At 42.5% G+C, this 20,261-nt stretch carries 23 protein-coding genes and 1 tRNA gene; 21 read left to right on the forward strand and 3 right to left on the reverse strand.

Annotation, left to right across the window (positions count from 1 at the left end; translation table 11 throughout):
• Positions 1-101 precede the first annotated feature (101 nt).
• Positions 102-836: a hypothetical protein gene (locus PHC85_02580; protein MDD5032973.1), complete on the forward strand. Its 735-nt coding sequence runs from the start codon at positions 102-104 to the stop codon at positions 834-836.
• Between the two features lie 14 nt (positions 837-850).
• Here the strand turns inward: PHC85_02580 and PHC85_02585 are convergent, their stop codons facing one another.
• Positions 851-1,168 carry a hypothetical protein gene (locus tag PHC85_02585; GenBank protein ID MDD5032974.1) on the reverse strand — a complete coding sequence of 106 codons (318 nt, stop codon included), beginning with the start codon at positions 1,166-1,168 and terminating at the stop codon, positions 851-853.
• 1 nt (position 1,169) lies between these two features.
• On the opposite strand from PHC85_02585, the gene PHC85_02590 reads away from it, so the two are divergent.
• From PHC85_02590 to PHC85_02650, 13 genes are all read left to right on the forward strand, one after another.
• Complete coding sequence (locus PHC85_02590; GenBank protein MDD5032975.1) at positions 1,170-1,712, forward strand: peptidoglycan-binding domain-containing protein; 543 nt, start codon at positions 1,170-1,172, stop codon at positions 1,710-1,712.
• 398 nt (positions 1,713-2,110) lie between these two features.
• Positions 2,111-3,061, forward strand: coding sequence for a UDP-N-acetylmuramate dehydrogenase (gene murB / locus PHC85_02595; protein ID MDD5032976.1), 951 nt, complete (start codon positions 2,111-2,113; stop codon positions 3,059-3,061).
• Between the two features lie 463 nt (positions 3,062-3,524).
• Complete coding sequence (secA, locus tag PHC85_02600; protein MDD5032977.1) at positions 3,525-5,993, forward strand: preprotein translocase subunit SecA; 2,469 nt, start codon at positions 3,525-3,527, stop codon at positions 5,991-5,993.
• A gap of 9 nt (positions 5,994-6,002) precedes the next feature.
• The gene (locus tag PHC85_02605) at positions 6,003-6,434 is read left to right on the forward strand and encodes a hypothetical protein (protein ID MDD5032978.1); all 432 of its coding nucleotides are present in this window, start codon (positions 6,003-6,005) and stop codon (positions 6,432-6,434) included.
• A 46-nt stretch (positions 6,435-6,480) separates the two neighbouring features.
• The gene (locus tag PHC85_02610) at positions 6,481-6,819 is read left to right on the forward strand and encodes an ASCH domain-containing protein (GenBank protein ID MDD5032979.1); all 339 of its coding nucleotides are present in this window, start codon (positions 6,481-6,483) and stop codon (positions 6,817-6,819) included.
• A 116-nt stretch (positions 6,820-6,935) separates the two neighbouring features.
• Positions 6,936-7,859 (forward strand): hypothetical protein, encoded by a 924-nt coding sequence (locus PHC85_02615; protein MDD5032980.1) that lies wholly within the window; start codon positions 6,936-6,938, stop codon positions 7,857-7,859.
• 191 nt (positions 7,860-8,050) lie between these two features.
• Positions 8,051-8,500, forward strand: coding sequence for a GNAT family N-acetyltransferase (locus PHC85_02620; GenBank protein MDD5032981.1), 450 nt, complete (start codon positions 8,051-8,053; stop codon positions 8,498-8,500).
• Positions 8,501-8,561: 61 nt separating this feature from the next.
• Complete coding sequence (locus PHC85_02625) at positions 8,562-9,860, forward strand: hypothetical protein (GenBank protein MDD5032982.1); 1,299 nt, start codon at positions 8,562-8,564, stop codon at positions 9,858-9,860.
• The gene (locus tag PHC85_02630) at positions 9,838-10,710 is read left to right on the forward strand and encodes a class II fructose-bisphosphate aldolase (GenBank protein MDD5032983.1); all 873 of its coding nucleotides are present in this window, start codon (positions 9,838-9,840) and stop codon (positions 10,708-10,710) included. The genes PHC85_02625 and PHC85_02630 overlap by 23 nt, the downstream gene beginning before the upstream one ends.
• Positions 10,711-10,715: 5 nt before the next feature.
• Positions 10,716-11,684, forward strand: a complete 969-nt coding sequence (locus PHC85_02635) for a D-glycerate dehydrogenase (GenBank protein ID MDD5032984.1) — start codon at positions 10,716-10,718, stop codon at positions 11,682-11,684.
• Positions 11,685-11,735: 51 nt separating this feature from the next.
• Positions 11,736-12,395 carry a 50S ribosomal protein L25 gene (locus tag PHC85_02640; GenBank protein ID MDD5032985.1) on the forward strand — a complete coding sequence of 220 codons (660 nt, stop codon included), beginning with the start codon at positions 11,736-11,738 and terminating at the stop codon, positions 12,393-12,395.
• 28 nt (positions 12,396-12,423) lie between these two features.
• Complete coding sequence (locus PHC85_02645; GenBank protein ID MDD5032986.1) at positions 12,424-13,725, forward strand: hypothetical protein; 1,302 nt, start codon at positions 12,424-12,426, stop codon at positions 13,723-13,725.
• 186 nt (positions 13,726-13,911) lie between these two features.
• Positions 13,912-15,066: a hypothetical protein gene (locus PHC85_02650; protein ID MDD5032987.1), complete on the forward strand. Its 1,155-nt coding sequence runs from the start codon at positions 13,912-13,914 to the stop codon at positions 15,064-15,066.
• A 75-nt stretch (positions 15,067-15,141) separates the two neighbouring features.
• Here the strand turns inward: PHC85_02650 and PHC85_02655 are convergent, their stop codons facing one another.
• Together PHC85_02655 and rpmE are read right to left on the reverse strand one after the other, a co-directional pair.
• Positions 15,142-15,876, reverse strand: a complete 735-nt coding sequence (locus PHC85_02655; protein ID MDD5032988.1) for a PCRF domain-containing protein — start codon at positions 15,874-15,876, stop codon at positions 15,142-15,144.
• 212 nt (positions 15,877-16,088) lie between these two features.
• Positions 16,089-16,334 (reverse strand): 50S ribosomal protein L31, encoded by a 246-nt coding sequence (rpmE, locus tag PHC85_02660; GenBank protein MDD5032989.1) that lies wholly within the window; start codon positions 16,332-16,334, stop codon positions 16,089-16,091.
• A 44-nt stretch (positions 16,335-16,378) separates the two neighbouring features.
• On the opposite strand from rpmE, the gene rpsB reads away from it, so the two are divergent.
• The 7 genes from rpsB (at position 16,379) to nusB (ending at position 20,252) form a co-directional block, all read left to right on the forward strand.
• Positions 16,379-17,161 (forward strand): 30S ribosomal protein S2, encoded by a 783-nt coding sequence (gene rpsB / locus PHC85_02665; protein ID MDD5032990.1) that lies wholly within the window; start codon positions 16,379-16,381, stop codon positions 17,159-17,161.
• A 21-nt stretch (positions 17,162-17,182) separates the two neighbouring features.
• Positions 17,183-17,632 (forward strand): translation elongation factor Ts, encoded by a 450-nt coding sequence (tsf, locus tag PHC85_02670; GenBank protein MDD5032991.1) that lies wholly within the window; start codon positions 17,183-17,185, stop codon positions 17,630-17,632.
• 7 nt (positions 17,633-17,639) lie between these two features.
• The gene (locus PHC85_02675) at positions 17,640-18,020 is read left to right on the forward strand and encodes a hypothetical protein (GenBank protein ID MDD5032992.1); all 381 of its coding nucleotides are present in this window, start codon (positions 17,640-17,642) and stop codon (positions 18,018-18,020) included.
• Between the two features lie 26 nt (positions 18,021-18,046).
• Positions 18,047-18,120: transfer RNA gene (locus PHC85_02680), tRNA-Thr, on the forward strand.
• A 225-nt stretch (positions 18,121-18,345) separates the two neighbouring features.
• Positions 18,346-18,936 (forward strand): PEP-CTERM sorting domain-containing protein, encoded by a 591-nt coding sequence (locus PHC85_02685; GenBank protein ID MDD5032993.1) that lies wholly within the window; start codon positions 18,346-18,348, stop codon positions 18,934-18,936.
• 109 nt (positions 18,937-19,045) lie between these two features.
• Positions 19,046-19,312, forward strand: a complete 267-nt coding sequence (rpmF, locus tag PHC85_02690) for a 50S ribosomal protein L32 (GenBank protein MDD5032994.1) — start codon at positions 19,046-19,048, stop codon at positions 19,310-19,312.
• A 64-nt stretch (positions 19,313-19,376) separates the two neighbouring features.
• A complete protein-coding gene (gene nusB, locus PHC85_02695) occupies positions 19,377-20,252 on the forward strand; it encodes a transcription antitermination factor NusB (GenBank protein ID MDD5032995.1) in 876 nt (291 codons plus the stop codon).
• Positions 20,253-20,261 lie beyond the last annotated feature (9 nt).

Genomic DNA, 20,261 nt, shown 5'->3' on the forward strand with positions numbered 1-20,261 from the left:
TTAAATAATAAAGATTGAGATTATTATAAATATTATAAGTACAAAAGGGAGTCGACCCTTTTCTAAAATTAAAAACAAGAAAAAATTATTAGTTTTTATTTATGATGAAAAAATTTTTTCCGGCGGCAGCTGCTTCAATTGCCGTTTCTTTTCTCTTTGTAATTGTTGCGTGCGGTTCTACCACAATCAGCACTGACATTACTACCGGAGGGGCTTTGACTGTTTCAGGCAATTCCACTTTCGGCGACGCGGCCACTGACGTAAATTTATTCACGGGCACTTTGCAGGCGTCAACAACCGCGTTGTTTACCAGCGGATTAACCACTTACGGCAATTCCACTTTCGGCGATGCGGCCACTGACGTGAATTTATTCACGGGCACTTTGCAGGCGTCAACAACCGCGTTGTTTACCAGCGGATTAACCACTTACGGCAATTCCACTTTCGGCGACGCGGCCACTGACGTGAATTTATTCACGGGCACTTTGCAGGCGTCAACAACCGCGTTGTTTACGGCGACGACAACGCATTACAATGGCGCGGTAATCGGTCCGTCCGGTTCCGCTCTTTATAAGGTTCTTGTCGGAACCTGCACGGTGAATTTTGGAAGCGCTTTTACCGCAGATTTGGCCACTACCACTAATTGCACTGCGACAGGAGTGCTTGCGGGAGACAAAATTTTTATGACTCCTACCAAATTAGACCAGTACATGGTTTTCAGCAGCGCTTCGTCAACAGGGAGTAACGTTATCCAAGTTGCTGTGTTTAACTCTTCAACTTCTACGGACATAACAATAGATACCACTGACACGTGGTACTGGATGGCAATTAGGTAATAATCACGGGTCAATTAATTAAGCCTAAATTTATTTAGCATGAGGTCGTACATTATAACATCTTTGATTTCTTTCTTGATTTTGCCCGTGTTTGCGTTTGCTGGTTCAAGCGACGTGATTCTTAGCAATTCTGCGATACTTACCGTTGGCGGAGTAAATTTTACGGTTAGCTCTGTAAGCCATATGGAATCTATAACCGTTAGCTCCTCCAGTTTTTCCGTTGTGATGCCAAAATCAGCGGAGCTTTCAATTTCTTCCACCGACAGAAGGGGTTTTACAGTTTCTCCATCAGAATACAAACAGAGTTTTTCCTGTGGGACGAGCCAATCCATTTTGGTTCTTAAAAACGAATCCTCCGATTCATCTCAGACGGTTACGGTAACTCCTTCTTCCAGCGCTTGCAGTTTTGGCGGCGGAGGAGGAGGCGGCGGAGGCGGAGGTGGTAGCGGCAGCAGCGGATATGGTTATACCGCTCCTGCTACACCTTCAACCGTTTCGTCTCAAACAACACAAACACAAACTCAAACACAGGCGTCTACTCAAGCTCAAACAACGGAATCTGCCGCAGTCACACAAACTTCAACAATTTCTTCCGCTGTTTCTCCTGTTTTCACATCGGGGCTTTCCAAAGGAACAACCAATGCCGATGTCAAACGCTTGCAACAGCTTTTGAACTCTGATTCTGACACTAAAATCGCGGAATCGGGCGCCGGCTCTCCTGGAAACGAATCCGAATATTTCGGTTCTTTAACTGAAAAAGCGGTGCAAAAATTCCAGGTAAAATACAATCTGGCAAAATCCGGTGACGCGGGGTATGGATATGTGGGCCCAAAAACAAGAGCGAAATTGCAGGAAGTATTCAGCGCCACGCAGTAAAATCATTGAAAGATCGAACGAAAATCCGGCCCTTTAAAAAGGGTCGGATTTGTTTTTAGCGCCGCAGGAAACACAAAACCCCGAAAAAATCGGGGCTTTGCGCAGACATAGGATGAACCATCGCCGAAGCGACAGAACACTCACATATTGTTTATATAGCAAATTTGAGAGAAAAAGTCAATATTTTTGTGAATAAATTTGATGAGTAAACTATTTTTAATAGTTGGTTATGCCGTGGATAACTTTTTATAATTTGGACGCTTTATACATATATAATATAATGTAAGAAGTTTCGCTTTTATCGAGCGGCCAAGAGTAAATGGCACTCACATAAAGACATAGATATGAGGTTTTGCCTTCTTGTCCGCTCAATGGAAGCGAGCAGTATATAATTTTTTATGTTTAATATTCAAAAAAATATTTTACTCGCGCCGTATACCACTTTTAGAATAGGCGGTCCGGCGAAGTATTTTGCCGAAGCCGAAAGCGTTGAAGAGATAGAAAAACTTTGCGAGTGGGCAAAGAATCAGCCGACCGGGGAGTTGCCGATTTTCGTTTTGGGCGGAGGCTCCAACGTCTTGGTTTCTGATAAAGGGTTTTGCGGTCTCGTTATAAAAATAAAAAGTTCTGAAATAAAAATTTTAGATTCGGAAATTTACGCTGATGCCGGAGCATCGCTTACTAAAGTTGTCATTGAATCCGCCAAAGCCGGCTTAAGCGGGTTTGAATGGGGAATCGGAATACCCGGAACAATCGGCGGAGCCGTGTGCGGAAACGCCGGCGCTTTTGGAAAAGCGACTTCGGACGCGGTGAAGACAATAAAGGCGCTTGATTTGAAAAACGGAAAAGTTTTGTACTTTTCAAAAAACGAATGCGATTTTTGTTATCGCGATTCAATGTTTAAAAACAATTCGGATTTTTTCATCCTCGGCGCAATATTTTCACTTAAAAGAAAAAACAAAGATTCGATAGACAAAGACATGAAGCAGTACGTAAAAGAAAGATCGGAGGCTCATGTTAAAGGTTGTTCCGCTGGATGTTTTTTTAAAAATGTGGAATGGAAAAGAAAGGATTTGGACAAGGATAAAATTTTTCAAAAATTTCCGGAACTTAAAAAATATTCGGAAATGCCGAAAATCCCAGCCGGTTTTCTTATAGATTCCGTGGGGCTAAAAGGAAAAAAAATTGGCGGAGCGAAAATAGCCGAAGAACACGCCAATTTTATCGTCAATGAAGAAAATGCGACCGCCGACGAAGTGATGATGCTCGCGGGAATGGTAAAAGACAGGATTTCCTCCAAGTACGGTTTTTCTCTTGAAGAAGAGACGGTTCTGGTGGGCTTTGATTGAGGCGATACATTTAAAAAGAAAATAAAAATTTAAAAAATATTCCGCCAAAAATTTTTTTGGAGGAATTTTTTTAAAAGCAGATATAAAATTCGATTAATATTTTTTATGAAATAAAAAATATTAAAGTTATCCACAGTTTTGTCGATTTTTTTTGTTTATTTGTTTGTTAATTTTATCTAAAATTATATTAGGAAATGCAATAAAATTTTTTTTGAAAATTTTTAGCACCCTGCATTTCCGCGTTGCTGATTTAATCGTCTGGGTCAGCCGCGTAGAAAACAAATATTCGTGGTCGATATTTGTTAATCAGACGCAGATACAGAAAAAAATGGTTAAGAAAAAGAAAGCGAAGAAAGCGAAGAAAACTACAAAAAAGAAAAGATAATATTTCTTCTTTGCGAAAAGACCCCGATTCGCCTTTGGCGGACCGGGGCTCTTTTTTTGATCGGTTCGTTTTGCTAGGATGAAATTAATCAAAATGAGTATTTTAACTAAAATTCTAGGCGATTCAAACGAGCGTTTTTTGAAAAGCCTGCGCAAAGAAGTTGAAAAAATAAATGATTTGGAAAAAACTTTTTCCGAACTTTCGATTGAAGCGCTGAAAAACAAGACTGATGAATTCAAAAAGCGATTCGCTTCGGGCGAGCCGCTTGATTCGCTTTTGCCGGAAGCCTTTGCCGCGGTAAGGGAGGCCGCGAAAAGGACTTTAGGTCAGCGGCATTTTGACGTGCAGATTTTAGGAGGAATGATTTTGCACAAAGGAAAAATAGCGGAAATGAAAACAGGAGAAGGAAAAACTTTAGTGGCGACACTCCCCGCGTACCTTAACGCTTTAAGCGGAGAAGGAGTTCATCTGGTTACCGTAAACGATTATCTTTCCCGCCGAGATGCCGCGTGGATGGGACAGATATATCGGGCGCTAAATTTATCTGTGGGATGCTTGAATCATGAAAGTTCTTTTTTGTATGACCCGGAGCATACGCAAAGCGGACAAAATAAAATTAACGAAGAAAATAAATTAGATAAAACCAGAGACACTATAGGCAGTTTTAAAGTCATTCATGAATTTTTGCGTCCGTGTTCCAGAAAAGAAGCGTATGCGGCCGATGTCGTTTATGGCACGAATAATGAATTCGGTTTTGATTTTCTTCGCGATAATTTGTCGTATTCGGGAGAACAAATGGTTCAGCGCGGCTATAATTACGCTGTTGTTGACGAGGTTGATTCAATTTTAATAGATGAAGCGAGAACTCCGCTTATTATTTCTTCTCCCGACGAAGAGTCGGCGGATCTTTACAAAACTTTCGCGAAAATAGTTCCGAGACTTGCCGCGGAACAGGATTTTACAATAGACGAAAAGAAGCGGGCAGTTTCCCTTACCGAAGAAGGAATTGAAAAGGCCGAAAAATTACTTGGAATTTCCGATATCTATACGGAAAAAGGCGTGAAGTACGTGCACCATTTGAATCAGGCGTTAAGGGCTAATTTTTTGTTTAAACTTGATAAGGATTATGTCGTAAAAGACGGAGAAGTTATTATTGTAGATGAATTTACCGGTCGTTTGATGCCGGGGAGAAGATGGTCAGAAGGGCTTCACCAGGCGGTTGAAGCGAAAGAAAACGTCGCGGTGCAAAAAGAATCGCGTACTTTGGCAAGCATCACGTTTCAGAATTATTTCAGGATGTACAAAAAACTTTCCGGCATGACGGGAACAGCCCTGACTTCGGCGGAAGAATTTCATAAAGTTTATAATCTTGACGCGGTCCTTATACCTACAAATAAGCCGATGTCGAGAAAAGATTATTCCGATTTCATCTTTCCGACAGAGAAAGGAAAAATCATGGCTGTTGTGAGGGAAATAAAAGAGCGGCACAAAAAAGGGCAGCCTGTTTTGGTGGGAACTGTTTCAATAGAAAAAAACGAACTTTTGTCGGCTTTTTTAAAAAAAGAAGGAGTGCCTCACAGGCTTTTAAACGCCAAGCACCACGAAGAGGAAGGCGAAATTATCGCGCAGGCGGGCAGAAAAGGAAATGTGACCGTTGCCACGAATATGGCGGGACGCGGCGTCGATATCGTGCTTGGAGGCAACCCTGTCAATAGAGATGAATTTGAAGAAGTGAGAAATATTGGAGGGCTTTTTGTGCTTGGCACCGAACGCCATGAAGCGAGACGAATAGACAATCAGCTTCGCGGGCGTTCCGGCAGACAGGGCGATCCCGGAGAAAGCAGATTTTTTGTTTCACTTGAAGACGATCTTATGCGCGTTTTCGGTTCGGAAAAAATGAAAGGTCTTATGCAAAGGCTGGGACTTCCCGAGGACGAAGCCATTGAAAACAGAATGGTTTCAAGAGCTATTGAATCGGCGCAAAGCAAAATAGAGGGCGCGAATTTTGACGCCAGAAAATATCTTCTTGAATACGACGATGTTTTAAACAAGCAGCGGACGAAAATTTACAGTCTTCGCAAAAAAATACTTTTTTCGGAGAGCGAAGAGTTGGACGATATCGCTAAAAAAATGTTTGAAAAAGCCGGAGAAGATTTCGGCAGAACGAAAGAAAAGGAAAACTTATTCGGGGGAAATGAATTTGCCAGGGTGAAGAAGAACTTGCTTTTAAGAATTATCGATATGCTATGGATGGACCATTTGGAGATCATGGATTACATGCGTTCGTCCGTCGGGCTTCGGGCTTACGGACAGCGCGACCCGCTCGTTGAATACAAAAATGAGGGAGCGAGGATGTTTAAGGATTTAGATGCCGCGATAGCCGGAACTTTCGTGAAGTTGCTTTTAAACGTTGAGCCGACAAAAGGCGCAGTTTCCATGGAAGCGCCGAAACCGGTTTCCGGCCAGCCGAATTTCGCAAACGTGGGTAGAAATGATTTATGCCCGTGTGGTTCGGGAAAGAAATATAAGAGGTGTCATGGGGCGTAGAAGTAGAATATGGAGCACTTAGCAATAATGCGAAAATCTTGGGGATTGACTCAAAAAATCCTGAACGGTCAGAAAAAAATTGAATCGCGTTGGTATTCAGTAAAATATAAGCCGTGGGATAGAATAAAAGAAGGAGAAACGGTTTACTTTAAAGATTCTGGTGAGCCAGTAAAATTGAAAGCTGAAGTGAGTAAAGTTATGCAATTTACTGATTTGACTCCGAACCGAGTAAAGGAGATTTTGGACGAATACGGCGGCGATGATGGATTGGAGAAAGAAAAAATTCCTGAATTTTTCGAGAGATTTAAAGATAAGAAATTTTGCATGCTGATATTTTTGAAAAATCCTCAAGAGATTGAATCATTTGATATTGATAAGACTGGATTTGGCGCAATGTCAGCATGGATTACGGTTGATAATATTTCAAAGATTAAGAAGTAATTTCTGCGGACACGAGGTTAAATTCAAACTAAATTCAAACATTGCCATGGGAAATAAAATCGTTAAAAAATTGAAATTCCGCCATTTTTTAGCAGAAGAAATTCTTGCGGGCAGGAAAAATGTCACGTGGAGATTGTTTGACGATAAAAATTTAAAAATCGGCGATGGACTGGAATTGATGGATTGGGAATCGGGAGAGAAATTTGCCGATGCTGAAATCATAAAAATAAGAGAGAAAAAATTCGGGGAAATTGAAGAAAAAGACCTCGAAGGACATGAAAAGTTTGAAAGCAGGGAAGAAATGCTTGAAACATATAAAAAATATTACGGAGACAAAGTTGATCGGGATACTATCGTTAAAATTATTGAATTTAAACTTTTATAAAGGAGAGGGTAAAATCACCAGAGGAGACTCCTTGGTATTTGACATAAAGGTTAATATTTGTTATACTTAAATAATGTAATAGTTCTTTCAATTTTAAACATTTTAAACATAGGAGGATGACGATGTCGCAGACATTGATCACCAGCCGAGACCCGAAAGGTCTCCACGCAACCGGTCTCTTTGAGGCCGTCTACAACAAATCCAAGCTCGACGACGCGCGCGCACAGCGGCTCAACGAGCGCGGTGGTGAACCGCAAAACGGGATCGCGAAGCTCATCGCCAAGCTGACCACGTCCGACCAGTACGCCAACGAGGAAGTTCGTTCCAACTGCACGTACCCGAAGGAATACAAGGGACCGAAGCCGATCGCCGACCTGATTAAGGCAATCGCCAAGATTTTCGATCTCGATCCGAGCCAGGCTCTCAAGTTCGTCAAGAACTTGCCTGTACTGGAATCGTTTGTTCCGGCTGATGCGCTGAAGTGGACAGGATGGTTCGCTACTCCGTCGGTCGACGCGCTGGCCAAGAAGCACTTCCCCGAAGTGACCGATCCGGATCAGAAGTATTGCCAGGCGGTCCAGCTCGTTCACGCCAAGATCGCGGCCTCCCGGTCGTTCTACAACTGCCGTAAGGGACAGATCACGCCGGCGCAGTTGCGGGTTCACGCTCGCACGGCGCACGCGTTTGATCTCATTGCCGAAACGCAGAAGGGCGATATCCTGATCGTCGCCGCCCAGCTCGGCATGCGCCATCGTGGCAAGTCGGTCCGTCGGGCTCGCGAGGTCTTCGTGGCCAACGAGTTCGGTCTCGGAAGTCTCGCAGTCGGTTCCATCGTTCTGACCCACCCCGAACGGCTCGTCCGTTGGGAGGAACTGGACATGGATTGCTCCGGCGACGAGTTCTCTCCGGAGGCCGATGGCGACTTTTCCAGGTCTCCCTACTACTTCTTCTTCGGCGTCGGCAGGGTCGAGTTCGACGCGTACCTCGTTAGCCACCCGAGCGTCATCTTCGGTTCGGTGTCCGGCTTCCTCTCGCAGTAGCCGACCCTTGAGGTCTTAAATTCTTGGGGCTTTTGATCCCTTGAATTCCGCCGCAGGCGGTCGAAATTTAGGCTTATCCACAGCAATATCGTGGATAAGCCTTTTCTTTTTTTACACATGTTCACGATTTAGGGAATCAAAACCGTTAAAAAGTTTTAGGGGATATTTGCCTAAATTGGTATAATTAAAATATGGCAAATGGCAGAAAAATCATAATAAGAAGCGCAGTGGAAGCTGATTTGCCGGAAATTAAAGAAATGGTCGGGTATCTTATGGAAGTGGAAAAATCCCGCGATATTTTAGGAAATGTTTCAAGAATAATGGACGAGAGGATAAAACCGGCATTTAGAAAGAGCAAGAACAGGATTTTTATAGCGGAAAGGGAAGGTGTGTTTAGCGGTTTTGGGCTGGTGGAATTTCCGGAAAGAAGAGTTTCTTCCCTTTCTTATATCGTTATCAGGCCGGAATTTCAAAAATACGGAATCGGCAGAAAACTTGCCAAAGAGATGATTTTTTACGCGAAGTCCAAAAAAGCGGATATTATGGAAGTGACAGTGGATAAAAATAACGCAAAATCCAGAAAATTCCATAAAGGCCTGGGGTTTGCTTTATCCAGCTACCTCTTTAGAAAAGAGCTGTAAAGTATTAAAATTAAATTGCCGCGTATTTGAAGCGGCGGTTTTTAATGATAAAATATCTTTTATGACATCATACGAAAAACTAGCTCGAATTTTGAGAGCGGACAAAGATACCGTGCTTAGCGCGGAAAAAGTTTTGACCGAATTGGTCGGTCATAACGATGTTATTGATAAAATCATTGCTGAAAACGAAAAAATAGTTCAGGAAAAACTGGTTAAGCTGGGTTGTTCGAATAATTCCAGAGCGAGCGAAGTTTACGGGTCTTTGCTTAAAAGGATAGAAGAAGACGATAAAAATCTTTTTGTTAAACTGGGGCATCCTATTTGCCTTACTCCGGAAGGCTGCCAGCCTTTATTGGACGCGGCGCAAAAAATCTCGAATGTGGGGAAAGGATTTTTTCTGAAAGAAGACAAAGCGCGCGAACTTTTGATGCATACTCCTCCGCAGAATATTATTAAAAATCTGGGGTACCAAGATGTCGGCCAGCTTTTGGAGAAAGAAAATCTTTACGAAATTTTTTGCGGGCTGAGATTTATGGAGGACGCGAATTGGCTCAATGATGTTTTTTTCAAACAGTACGAGAATTTGACTCCCGACGATTTTGAAGAAAGGGAAATAAAAACGATTGTTTTGGGAACCAAATGGGAAGAAGTCGCCGAGAAATTTTTGAAGAAAAAATATCATAATATAAGCCATTTGAAAGAGCTTGGCGTTGTCTTCGTGCTTCCGGCGGTTCTGGGTATAAACGGAGAAACATTAAGGACACTGGCGTTGGTGCTCCATTATCTCCATGAAATATCTTTTTACTCGAAGCTTTTCAGAAAATACAGCGCAGGAAGAAATTTTGCCACGAGGCTTGTGAGTTCTCTGCGCGGAGATGTGGTTGACGAGCGTTCTCCGGGAATAGATACGGGAGAGAGATGGCTGCTTGTCCAGAGATATCTCGCGAAAGACGACCCAAACGATTGGCGCCTGTTTGAGCCTCACGTGAACCCCGAGGCTCTTCATTGGAAAAAAGCCGAAAACAATATCAGCGATTTGGGCAAAGAAATAGACGCCGGTCTTGATCTTAGTTTTTGGAAAGATTTGAGTTTTATCGGGGATTTTTATCCCACGGAAACAGGAGTGGAGATACTCGTAAGTTTTAATCTGGTGGATACCGTTATGTCTTTGGTGCAAAAGAATATGCTTACTAAATATTTATATCATCATCAGGAAGCGCTGTGGAATAAAATTTTCTTTGATTTTATAGGAGAAGCGGAAACAGAAGAACTTATACTCAGAAATTTTGAGAAAGGCTACATCGATTTGAAAAACGAAGCTTATCTGTCGGAAATTTATGAAAAACGAAATAAAGCTTAGCGATATTTTTTTAAAGGCGGGAAAAGAACATTGGGCATTGGGCCACTTCAACGCTTCCAATCTGGAACAATTCCGCGCCATTGTTATGGCTTCGAAGGAATTCGGACTTCCTGTCATGATCGGGTTTTCCGAAGGAGAGCGGAGTTTTTTTGGCGTTAAACAAGCCGTTTACGCGGCCAAGGCGTTTGAAGAAGAATTTGGAATTCAGGTTTTTTTGAATCCCGATCACTCCAAAAGCGTCGAATCGGCAAAAGCGGCTTTTGACGCGGGATTTAATTCCGTGCATATAGATTTGTCGAAACTTTCGTTTGAAGAAAATATTAAAGGCACGAGAGAAGTGACGGATTACGTAAAGTCAAAGAATCCGGAGATTTCTGTTGAGGCAGAACTCGGATATCTGCGCGGAGAATCAAAAGTCCAGAAAGAAAAAATTGAAATAAAACCTGAAGATTTAACCAAACCGGAAGAAGCGGCGGAGTTTGCGGAAAAAACCGGGATAGACCGTTTTTCGGGCGCGTACGGAAACAGCCACGGCATTTCATTGGATGAGCCTGCGCTTGATATTGAAAGGATTGCCGCGATAAGAAAAATTCTTCCGGAGCGCGTCTCTTTGGTTTTGCACGGAGGTTCCGGTATTCCCGATGAGCAGATAAGGGCGGCTATAGAAGCCGGAATAACGAATATTCACGTGAATACGGAGTTAAGAATGGCATATACAAATGCCTTGAGAAAAATTTTGTCTGAAGAAAAAGACGAAGTCGCTCCATACAAAATTTTAAAGCCGGCGCTTGAAGAAGTTTACAAAGTGGCAAAAGAAAAAATAGTGCTTTTTGGAAATAATAAATTATAAATCATATGAAAATATACATCACACGAAAGATTCCTGACGCGGGAATAAACAAATTAAAAGAAAAAGGATATGAGATTGACATAAATCAGGAAGACAAAGTTTTGGCTAAAAACGAACTTATCGCGGCTCTCCAGGCAAAAGAATATGACGCGGTGCTTTGTCTTTTGACGGATACGATTGACGCTGAAGTGTTTGCCGCGGCGCCGAAAGCGAAAATTTTTGCTAATTACGCGGTTGGGTACAATAACATAGACGTAAAAATCGCCGGAGAAAAAGGAATAATGATTTCAAATACCCCCGGCGTTCTTACCGAATCGGTTGCCGAGCACGCGATTGCCCTCATTTTTTCCATTTCCAAAAGAGTGGTGGAAGCGGACCAGTTTACGAGAGACGGAAAATTTATCGGTTGGGCGCCGATGCTTTTTCTTGGGGACGATCTTTTGGGCAAGACTTTGGGGCTTGTCGGGCTGGGACGCATTGGCGCTGAAGTGGCGAAAAGAATGCACGACGGCTTTGAAATGAAAGTTTTTTACTACGATGTTTCAAGAAATGAAGAGCTGGAACAAAAATATCATCTTGAATATAAAACCCTGGAAGATTTGTTGAAAGAATCGGATTTTGTTTCCGTTCATGTTCCTCTTTTGCCGGAGACCAAGCATCTTATCGGGGAAAATCAGCTAAAGATGATGAAGAAAAGCGCTTATCTTGTAAATACTTCCCGCGGTCCGATTGTCGACGAAAAGGCCTTAGTCGAATCATTGAAGAACGGAGACATAAAAGGAGCGGCCTTGGATGTCTATGAAGAAGAGCCTAAATTGGCAGCTGGGCTGGCCGAGTTGCCTAATACTGTTTTAACCCCGCATACCGCTTCCGCGACGATTGAAACCCGCTCAAAAATGTCAGAGATGGCGGCGGAAAATATCATTGCCGCGTTGGAAGGTCAAACTCCTCCGAACTTGGTAAAAGCGCAGTAATTTTTTGAGGGGCTTGTTAAATGATAAAAAATAAGTATCATTTGTATTTGTATGGTTGTTCTAAAGATAAAAGCCGAAGAAAGAAACACTTTCGGAAAAAAATTAAATAAAAGCCGCAAGGAAGGAAAAATGCCGGCGGTTTTGTACGATTCAAAAGGAAACAGTCTTTCAATTTCCGTTTCTTTAGCCGAGTTTAAAAAAATTTGGAACGCGGCCGGAGAATCGTCTCTTGTAGAGATTGAAATTGGAGGAGAAAAGAAAAATGCCCTTATCTACGATTTGGACAAAGACCCCGTTAATGGCGAGCCGCGGCACGCTGATTTTTACGCCGTGGACATGAATAAGAAGATTACCGCCAATATTCCTTTGGTTTTTGAAGGAGAGGCTCCTGCCGTGAAAGCGGGCGGCGCTTTGGTAAAAGTTTTGCATGAAGTTGAAGTTGAATCTTTCCCGTCTGATTTGCCTCCGGAACTTCAGGTTAATCTTTCGTCTTTAAACACTTTTGAAGATAAAATAACGGTAAAAGACATCGTTCTTCCCAAGGGAGTTGAAATTCTTGCCGAGCCCGATGAAATTGTCGCGTTGGTTGAAGAAGCCAAAGAAGAGCCTATTGCCGAGGAAGCAAGAACCTTGGCCGATATAGAAGTCGTCGGCAAGAAAGAAAAGGAAGAAGAAGCTGCTGAAGAGAGCGGAGAAGAGAAAAAAGACTAGCTTTCGCTTTTTCTTCTGGCGCAAACAAATGGCAAAATCTTTTAAGTTTTTTTCACTATTTTTTTTATTGGCGGCCTTTTTCTCCGGCGGCTTTCTTTTTGCCGAAGAAATAGACTCAAATTCGGTACAAAACAGAAGAGCCCGGCTTGAGGCGGAACTTTCTCAATTGGAAAAACAAATAGAAGAACAGAGCCTGCTTATACAAAGCAAGCAAAGGGAAAGCACGACTTTGGAAAGGGACATCTCTATTTTTACGGCGCAAATAAACAAAGCAAAACTGGAAATAAAGGCGAGGGATATCGCCATTGCTGAATTAAACGACGGAATAAAAGAAAAGACCGGAGTTATCGGCGACCTTGAACAAAAAACCTTTCAGGAAAAAATTTCTTTATCCGAACTTTTGCGGCGCGTGGATGAGATGGATTCCACAAGCCTTGTAGAGATAGTTTTGGGCTATGATACTCTTTCCGAATTTTTTGAAGATTTTAATTCTTTTGAATCAATCCAAAAGGAGCTTCAGGTGTCTTTGGTTGAAATAGAAAATACCCAGACGAGAACGGAAGAAGAAAGAACTTCTCTTGAAAATAAGAAGTCGGAGGAAACAGAGCTTAAATATATTCAAGAAAGCGAAAAGAAAAAATCAGAGCAAAAAGAAGCGGATAAAAAAAGGCTTTTAAAAATTACGAAAGGGCAGGAAGCGGAGTATCAAAAAATACTGGCTAAAAATCAGAAATCGGCCGCGGCAATAAGGACCGAACTTTTCGCCTTGCGCGGCTCCGCCGCCATTCCTTTTGAAAAAGCGGTGGAATATGCCAACACGGCTTGGCGATTAACGGGGGTCAGGCCGGCGTTTCTTTTGGGCGTGATAGCGGAAGAATCAAATTTGGGGGAGAATGTGGGCACCGGAAATTGGCGCGTTGACATGCATCCCACAAGAGATGTTCCGGTCTTTAAAGAAATAACAGCGGAGCTTGGGTTGGACCCCGATCAAATGCCCGTATCCAAAAAAGCTTGGTATGGATGGGGAGGCGCGATGGGACCGGCGCAGTTTATTCCGTCAACATGGGTGCTTTACAAAGATAAAGTCGCTTCGCTCACGGGGCATAATCCTCCGAATCCGTGGGATCCTTATGACGCCTTTATCGCATCAGCCATTTTGCTCAAAGAAAACGGCGCGGCCGCCGGAACTTACAGCGCGGAACGCTTGGCGGCGTTGCGTTATTTGGCAGGCTGGAAGAACGCCCAGAAAGCCGCTTACGCGTTTTACGGAGACGATGTGATGGAGCTCGCGGCTAAATACCAGCAGCAGATTGATATAATTTCTCGGTAAATTTTTAACCGAGTTTCTTTTATTGACTCGGTTTTAATTTTATTCTATTTTTTACTCAGTTTGAGGGTTTTTTGACAATCTCTTTGCCGTTTGGCGCGCCATACGGCAAAGGCTTTTTCCCGCGGGAAAAAGTAAAACACGGCTGCGGCCGGAGAGCCTTGCCTGTAGGTCTAAATACTACAGACTATGGCTGAAGGAGGAATTGTGATGAAAGAAAAATATAAAACAGCGTTTGATTTGGCAAAGGAAATGAATAGTTTTGTTATTTGCAGCATGATCTCCGGTAAAGAACCGAAATGGACAATGGGCTATTTGATGGATGTTTTCAATTTCTGCGTCAAGGAAAATTCTGACAAAGATGCCAAGGATGTTTTTGCGGTTTTGATGAAATGCGTGGAAGATATTGAACTTTTGCCTTTTGTGGGGCAAGACGGCAGACTTTCTCGCGGAGATGATGTCTCTTTGGCAGAAATCACTGCCAGAAAAGCGCAGGCGGCAATGGCCATGAAAATGTATAATGATGCCGTCGGTTTTCACGCCAAACGTTTTCCTGAAACCGTGGAAGAAATGATAATGGTAATCGCTTCACAGTGGAAAGGAACACGGGATGAAGAGGAAGCGGATAAGATTTTTAATTTTCTTGTTTTCGTTTTTGTAGATTTTTATCAGGCAAAAGGTAAAGACGTGCTTGGAAAAATCATAGAGAGCATTGTGGATTTAAGTTTTCCGATTATGCGTCTTGTGAGGCACACTATCTGTTTCATTTTGAATGAAAAAGGTTACACGTCTTTTAGCGGTGGAGCCGAAGAAGAGATTTTTCGGGTGATGAAGGCCGGTTGGATGAAATGGATTGGTTCAAAAAACTTTGCCCGCATATTGCGCGTTTTTCAGCCGCTTTTTGAAGAGATTCATAATCAGCAGCGTTTTGATGGAGATAAAATTCTTCTTAGCAGCGCGTTTAATGCTTTGGAACAAGATTGCCAAAGATTTCCAAGGCTGTTTCGCGCGGCAGAATCCTTACGGGAAGAAGTTGAATCAAAACTTTGGTTTTCTTTCGGTCCCGGCCATTCTCAGATTCCTCGGATTATCTTGAATATCGATACCGGGCGGGATACGCTTTGCGCGCGGCTTGATATCAATCGGGACTTTATCTTTATGGATTGTGACCAGAAAAAATTTGGGCGAAAGTTTTTCCAAGAAGCAAAGTCCTTTCTGTCTGATTGGTTTCGGACTCATTGTGTCATTTTTGACATTAAATGTCTTTTGTTTGAGTTAAGGATATTGTCCGATGCCAGGCAGCCCGATGTCCTTTTTGAGAACAAGGGAATCGTTTTAATTTAAATCGGTTTAACAAGACCGAAATACTAATCGCCCCGACGCTGCGTCGGGGCGATATTTATTTTTTATCTTGGTTTTTTATTTTCCGGATTTTTCTATATATTCCACTATCGGGTCTAGCCCGCCGTCCAGGATTTTTTCAATGTTGTGCCATGATTTTTTAAACCGGTGGTCGGTGATTCTGTCCTGCAGGAAATTATAAGTCCTTATTTTCTCGGATCTGTCCTGGGTTCCTATCTGGGTTTTTCTGAGTTCTCCCACGTTAGCCACTTTTTCTTCCTGCATCATCTGCGAAAGTCTTGCTTTGAGAATTTTCATTGCCGCCTCGCGGTTTCTTCCCTGGCTTCTTTCTCCTTCGCTTTTTACGACAAGACCGGTCGGTTTGTGGGTTATTCGCACCGCGGTTTCAACTTTATTGACGTTTTGTCCGCCTTTTCCTCCGGAGCGGGAAAACCCGATCTCCAGATCATCCGGACGGATTTCCAGGTTTTTTTCCGGAAAGATCGGAAGTATTATTACGGATGCGGTTGAAGTGTGGATTCTTCCGGATTTTTCCGTGGAGGGAATTCTTTGGATGCGATGCACGCCTCCTTCAAATTTAAGCTTTTTGTACGCTTCAGGGCTCGCTATTTCAAAAATTATTTCTTTCATGCCGCCGAGGTCGTCTTGCGATTGGTCAATGAGAGTTGCAGGCCATTTGTTTTTTTCCGCGAACCTCATATACATCCTGAAAATATCGGACGCGAAAAGCGCGGCTTCTTTGCCTCCGGCTCCGGCTCTGATTTCAATTATTATTGAGAGTGGATTGTCCATGGATAATAATTTTAGAGGTTTCGTTGAATAAAAAATTTTAGCATTTGCCTGCCTGCCGGCAGGTCGGAACGACCCCGCTGGTTTAAGCCTGCACTATGACAAGCCACGCTCACAAAAGTATTAATATTATGTTAAAACAGGGAGGAACAGCGGAAAGCGGGCCGCTAAAATTTTTATTTGCGGAACTTCTGGAAAACGTTTTTTCAAACGTTTTACGCTTTCTTTTTTCCTTTCGGTTTTGCTTCTTTTATGATTTTTGACTTGGCCATTCTCGCCTTGAATTTTTCAACGCGTCCGGCTGTGTCGATAATTTTGCCTTTTCCCGTAAAGAAAGGGTGGCAATTGGCGCAAATTTCAACCTCCGTTTCTTTTTTGGTTGAACCGATTGTCATTTTATTTCCGCACGCGCAAGTTATTACGGCGTCTGGGTAATATGTCGGATGTGTGTCTTTTTTCATATTCGTATTGCAAAAAAATTAAATTTGTCTAAAATGTTTCCTATATGTTAATAACCGAAACCAATAATACAACTGATACCAAAATTCAGGATAAAAATCAAGAAGAAGTTTACGCGGAGATAGAAAGCATGTATCGCGCCGGAGTGCACTTCGGATATTCGAGGTCTTCCAGCCATCCGAAGATGAAGCCGTATTTTTTCGGCTTAAGAAACAATGTGCAGATTTTTAACCTGGAAAAAACTTATTTTTGCCTTGGAAAAGCGGTTGAATTCGCCAAGGGGATAGGGGCTTCCAACGGCAAAATTCTTTTTGTCGCGACAAAGCCGGAAATTCGCGACGCCATGGAAACCGTTGCCAGGGAAATAGGGATGCCTTTTGTTGCGGAAAGATGGCTCGGAGGAACCCTTACCAATTTTGAAGTTTTTAAAAAACAAATATCCGCGCTTAAAGGATTAAGGGACAAAAAAGCAAAAGGGGACTTCGCAGGTTTGGTGAAAAAAGAAATAATGAAAATCGGCAAAAAAATAGAAAAGATGGAGAAGTATCTTGAGGGTTTGGAAATTTTAAACGAGATGCCGAAAGCTCTTTTGGTTATTGATCCCAAAAAAGAAAAAGCCGCGGTGCTTGAAGCTCGTAAATTAAAAATTCCAGTAATCGCCATTTTAAACAGCGATTGCAACCCCGTAAGAATAGATTATCCAATACCTGGCAATGATGCTTCGGAAAGCAGCGTAAAATTGCTTTTGGATAAAATAGCCAGCGGCTTGAAAGAAGGAGTTAAAGAGGGAGCAAAAGCTCCCGAACCAACGGCTGCAACTAACAGTTAAAACTAATAAATAAAACCAGACATGATTAATTCCGAGAAAATTAAAGATCTGCGGGACAAAACCGGTGTTTCAATGATGATTTGCAAAAAAGCCCTTGAAGAAACCGGAGGAGATGAAGCAAAAGCCATGGAATGGCTTTCAAAAAACGGGATGCAGTTCGCGGAAAAAAAATCGGAAAGACAGACAAAAGCCGGCCTTGTGGAAGCTTATGTCCATTCAAACGGACGCGTCGGAGTTCTTGTCGAACTTAAGACCGAATCTGATTTTGTGGCGAAAAATTCTGAATTTAAAGAAATCGCCCATAATATAGCTATGCATGTTGCGGCTTCCGGCGTTTCCGAGATGGAAGCGCTTCTTGAGGAGCCATATATAAAGAATCCTTCGATCAAAGTATCCGATTATTTAAACGAAGCGATACAAAAATTCGGGGAGAACATGGAAATTTCACGATTTTCCCGTTTTGAAGTATAGTTAGGCTATGGATTTTATTGAAATTCTCATTTGGATTTGCGCGGCGTCTTTTTTTGGGGCGGCGGGCATTTTGGGTTTTAAAATTTATTCATTAAAAAATTTGAGCAAGGAAGGCATTTATAAAAAATTGATCGATTGCGGATCTTTTTTTCCGGAAATTTCAGAAAAATTTATTTCTCCGGCAGGGAAAGCCGCTCTTGTCTGTATTTTTCACGCCCGCGGCATTTGCGCCAGATGCAAGAAAAAATTTAGGAAGTTTTCGGATAATATGCATGGAAGAAAACGGATAAAAAATGGAGGAATGAGCGGATATTGGGAAGAAGTTAACGGGTACAAAAACGAATTAAACGGCGGAGCAAGCAAAGACGAAGAAAAGAAGGAACAATAAAATTAGTTTTTGTCCGTCCCTTTAGAGCTGGAGTAGCTCAGCTGGTCAGAGCAATGGTTTTGTAAACCATAGGTCGCGAGTTCGAATCTCGCCTCCAGCTCTAACGGGATAATTAGGTCGGACGTCCGATTTTTGTCATCGGCTTCGGCTTTTTTTAAAGAAACCTCAATTTGTTGACGAGATAAAAAGCTTGTGCTAATTTGCCATTTGGATTAATTGTTCATTCAATTTAGAAACTTGGGAAGGAGGTAAAAGACAAGGTCTGGGTTAGGTTGGGTAAATTAATTATTTCAAATTGTAAAGGAGCGATCAGATTATGAAAAGGATGAAGATTGTTGGAACGCTTTCCGTTATTTTATTTATCTTTTTCTTCGCCACGCGCACGTGCCTTGCGGACATCTTAAATACCGCGGGACCTCTTGGGTGGAGCAACACCTTCCAGTTGAATGCCGAAAATTCCAGCCATCGGTACGGGATCGGACCCGTAGACGAGATTGAGTTTTTTATAACCGGCATTTCATGGGGCGCCGTCTCTCCGGGGAATTTCAGTGCTGCCGGTTGGACAGGGGAAAGAATCAATAATGTTTTTGCCCGTCTGTCCGGTCCTGAAGTTTCAGAAATGACTTTTGATCTTAGCCTTCCGGCTGACGCGGAATGGTTTTATTTTCATCAGTTGGGATACAATGACGACACTTTGATTTACGCGTATAGAACTGTGTGGAACCGCAGCGGCGAGGCTCAAGGATGGTCTTATAATTGGAATTTGATTCCTGAAGAGCCTTATTGCAGAGAACAGGCAGAACCTCCTCCTGCTCCGGTTCCCGAGCCCGCAACCATAGTCCTTTTATGCGCCGGGTGCTTGGCTGGGACAAGAAAGTTTTTGAAACTGAAACAATTGAGGCGTTTTGCTTCATAAAAATCCGCGGATATTTTTTCCGTCCCCCGGCTGTCTTTTTTAAAGCCAGCCGGGGATTTTTCTTGAAAAGATTATTTTTTTATAGTAGGCTAATTATATGAGCGTACGAATGAGACATACCAGTTCCCATACCGGGAAAAGGCGTTCCCACCATTTTGTCAAAAAAGTGGGTCTTGTCGCGTGTCAAAAATGCGGCGAAATGAAATTGCCTCATTTGGTTTGCCAGAATTGCGGCGCATATGGCGAACGCGAAGTTGTTGATGTTTTGAAAAAACTTACAAAAAGAGAGAAAAAGAATAAAGAAAAAGAACTGAAAGGGCAGGAAGAGCAGACAAAAGACAAGCCGCTTGACGCCACGAAGATGTCAAAAAAATAACATAAAGGTAAAAATTAATTTTTTACCTTTTCTAATTTTTACTTTGTACTTTTAATTTGTAATTATGGCCAATCGTCATTTATCACGCAGTATCGCGATGCAGGTGCTTTTTGAGTGCGACTTCAACTGTTTCTCTGCCGCGGAAATTGATGAAATAATCAATAGAAGTCTGCGAGAATTTGCTCCCGGGCTTGAAGACAGGGGGTTTGTTGAAAATTTGGTAAGGGGAGTTTTGAAAGAAAGCAAAAAACTGGATTCCATAATCGAAAAGACGGCTCCTGAATGGCCCCTTGCGCAAATCGCGATGGTTGACAGAAATATCTTGCGGCTCGGACTTTACGAATTGGTTTTTGGAAATCACAGAGAGGTCCCGCCGAAAGTTGCGATAAACGAGGCAATAGAGCTCGCGAAAACTTTCGGAGGAGAGACTTCCGGAAAGTTCGTCAACGGAGTTTTGGGCACTGTTTATAAAGAAATGGGAGAGCCGGGAAAAAACGAGGGCTCTAAAATCAGCCATGAAAATTTGCCTCTTGAAAATCTCGGCGGAGCGGTCGTATACAGAAGAAAGGAGAAAGAAATCTTTTTTGCTTTGGTTCACGACGTATTCGGTTTCTGGACTCTTTCAAAAGGAGGGCTTAACGAAGGGGAAGATTTGAAAGACGGGACAATTCGCGAAATAAAAGAAGAACTCGGTCTTGATATAGAAATAAAAGAAGAACTCGGTTCAAACGAATATGTAGCGTCAAATCCGGAAAAAGGGCAGATAAGAAAAAGAGTGGTATATTTTCTTGCCGAGGCAAAAAATGAAAAGATAAAACTTGGCACATCGGGAGGGCTTGATGACGCTAGGTGGTTTAAGGAAGACGAGCTTATGGATTTGAAAATTTACGATGATCTCAAACCGATTTTTATAAAGGCGATTAAACTGCTTAAGTCATAGATTTAAGCG

This window comes from Candidatus Paceibacterota bacterium, assembly GCA_028711505.1.
GTDB lineage: Bacteria > Patescibacteriota > Minisyncoccia > JAHISW01 > Tagabacteraceae > JAQTSC01.

Coding starts and splice junctions, on each gene's coding strand:
- PHC85_02580 (MDD5032973.1), top strand. CDS start 102: ATGATGAAAAAATTTTTTCCGGCGGCAGCTGCTTCAATTGCCGTTTCT.
- PHC85_02585 (MDD5032974.1), bottom strand. CDS start 1,168: ATGGATTGGCTCGTCCCACAGGAAAAACTCTGTTTGTATTCTGATGGA.
- murB (MDD5032976.1), top strand. CDS start 2,111: ATGTTTAATATTCAAAAAAATATTTTACTCGCGCCGTATACCACTTTT.
- secA (MDD5032977.1), top strand. CDS start 3,525: ATGAAATTAATCAAAATGAGTATTTTAACTAAAATTCTAGGCGATTCA.
- PHC85_02605 (MDD5032978.1), top strand. CDS start 6,003: ATGGAGCACTTAGCAATAATGCGAAAATCTTGGGGATTGACTCAAAAA.
- PHC85_02610 (MDD5032979.1), top strand. CDS start 6,481: ATGGGAAATAAAATCGTTAAAAAATTGAAATTCCGCCATTTTTTAGCA.
- PHC85_02615 (MDD5032980.1), top strand. CDS start 6,936: ATGACGATGTCGCAGACATTGATCACCAGCCGAGACCCGAAAGGTCTC.
- PHC85_02620 (MDD5032981.1), top strand. CDS start 8,051: ATGGCAAATGGCAGAAAAATCATAATAAGAAGCGCAGTGGAAGCTGAT.
- PHC85_02625 (MDD5032982.1), top strand. CDS start 8,562: ATGACATCATACGAAAAACTAGCTCGAATTTTGAGAGCGGACAAAGAT.
- PHC85_02630 (MDD5032983.1), top strand. CDS start 9,838: ATGAAAAACGAAATAAAGCTTAGCGATATTTTTTTAAAGGCGGGAAAA.
- PHC85_02635 (MDD5032984.1), top strand. CDS start 10,716: ATGAAAATATACATCACACGAAAGATTCCTGACGCGGGAATAAACAAA.
- PHC85_02640 (MDD5032985.1), top strand. CDS start 11,736: ATGGTTGTTCTAAAGATAAAAGCCGAAGAAAGAAACACTTTCGGAAAA.
- PHC85_02645 (MDD5032986.1), top strand. CDS start 12,424: ATGGCAAAATCTTTTAAGTTTTTTTCACTATTTTTTTTATTGGCGGCC.
- PHC85_02650 (MDD5032987.1), top strand. CDS start 13,912: ATGGCTGAAGGAGGAATTGTGATGAAAGAAAAATATAAAACAGCGTTT.
- PHC85_02655 (MDD5032988.1), bottom strand. CDS start 15,876: ATGGACAATCCACTCTCAATAATAATTGAAATCAGAGCCGGAGCCGGA.
- rpmE (MDD5032989.1), bottom strand. CDS start 16,334: ATGAAAAAAGACACACATCCGACATATTACCCAGACGCCGTAATAACT.
- rpsB (MDD5032990.1), top strand. CDS start 16,379: ATGTTAATAACCGAAACCAATAATACAACTGATACCAAAATTCAGGAT.
- tsf (MDD5032991.1), top strand. CDS start 17,183: ATGATTAATTCCGAGAAAATTAAAGATCTGCGGGACAAAACCGGTGTT.
- PHC85_02675 (MDD5032992.1), top strand. CDS start 17,640: ATGGATTTTATTGAAATTCTCATTTGGATTTGCGCGGCGTCTTTTTTT.
- PHC85_02685 (MDD5032993.1), top strand. CDS start 18,346: ATGAAGATTGTTGGAACGCTTTCCGTTATTTTATTTATCTTTTTCTTC.
- rpmF (MDD5032994.1), top strand. CDS start 19,046: ATGAGACATACCAGTTCCCATACCGGGAAAAGGCGTTCCCACCATTTT.
- nusB (MDD5032995.1), top strand. CDS start 19,377: ATGGCCAATCGTCATTTATCACGCAGTATCGCGATGCAGGTGCTTTTT.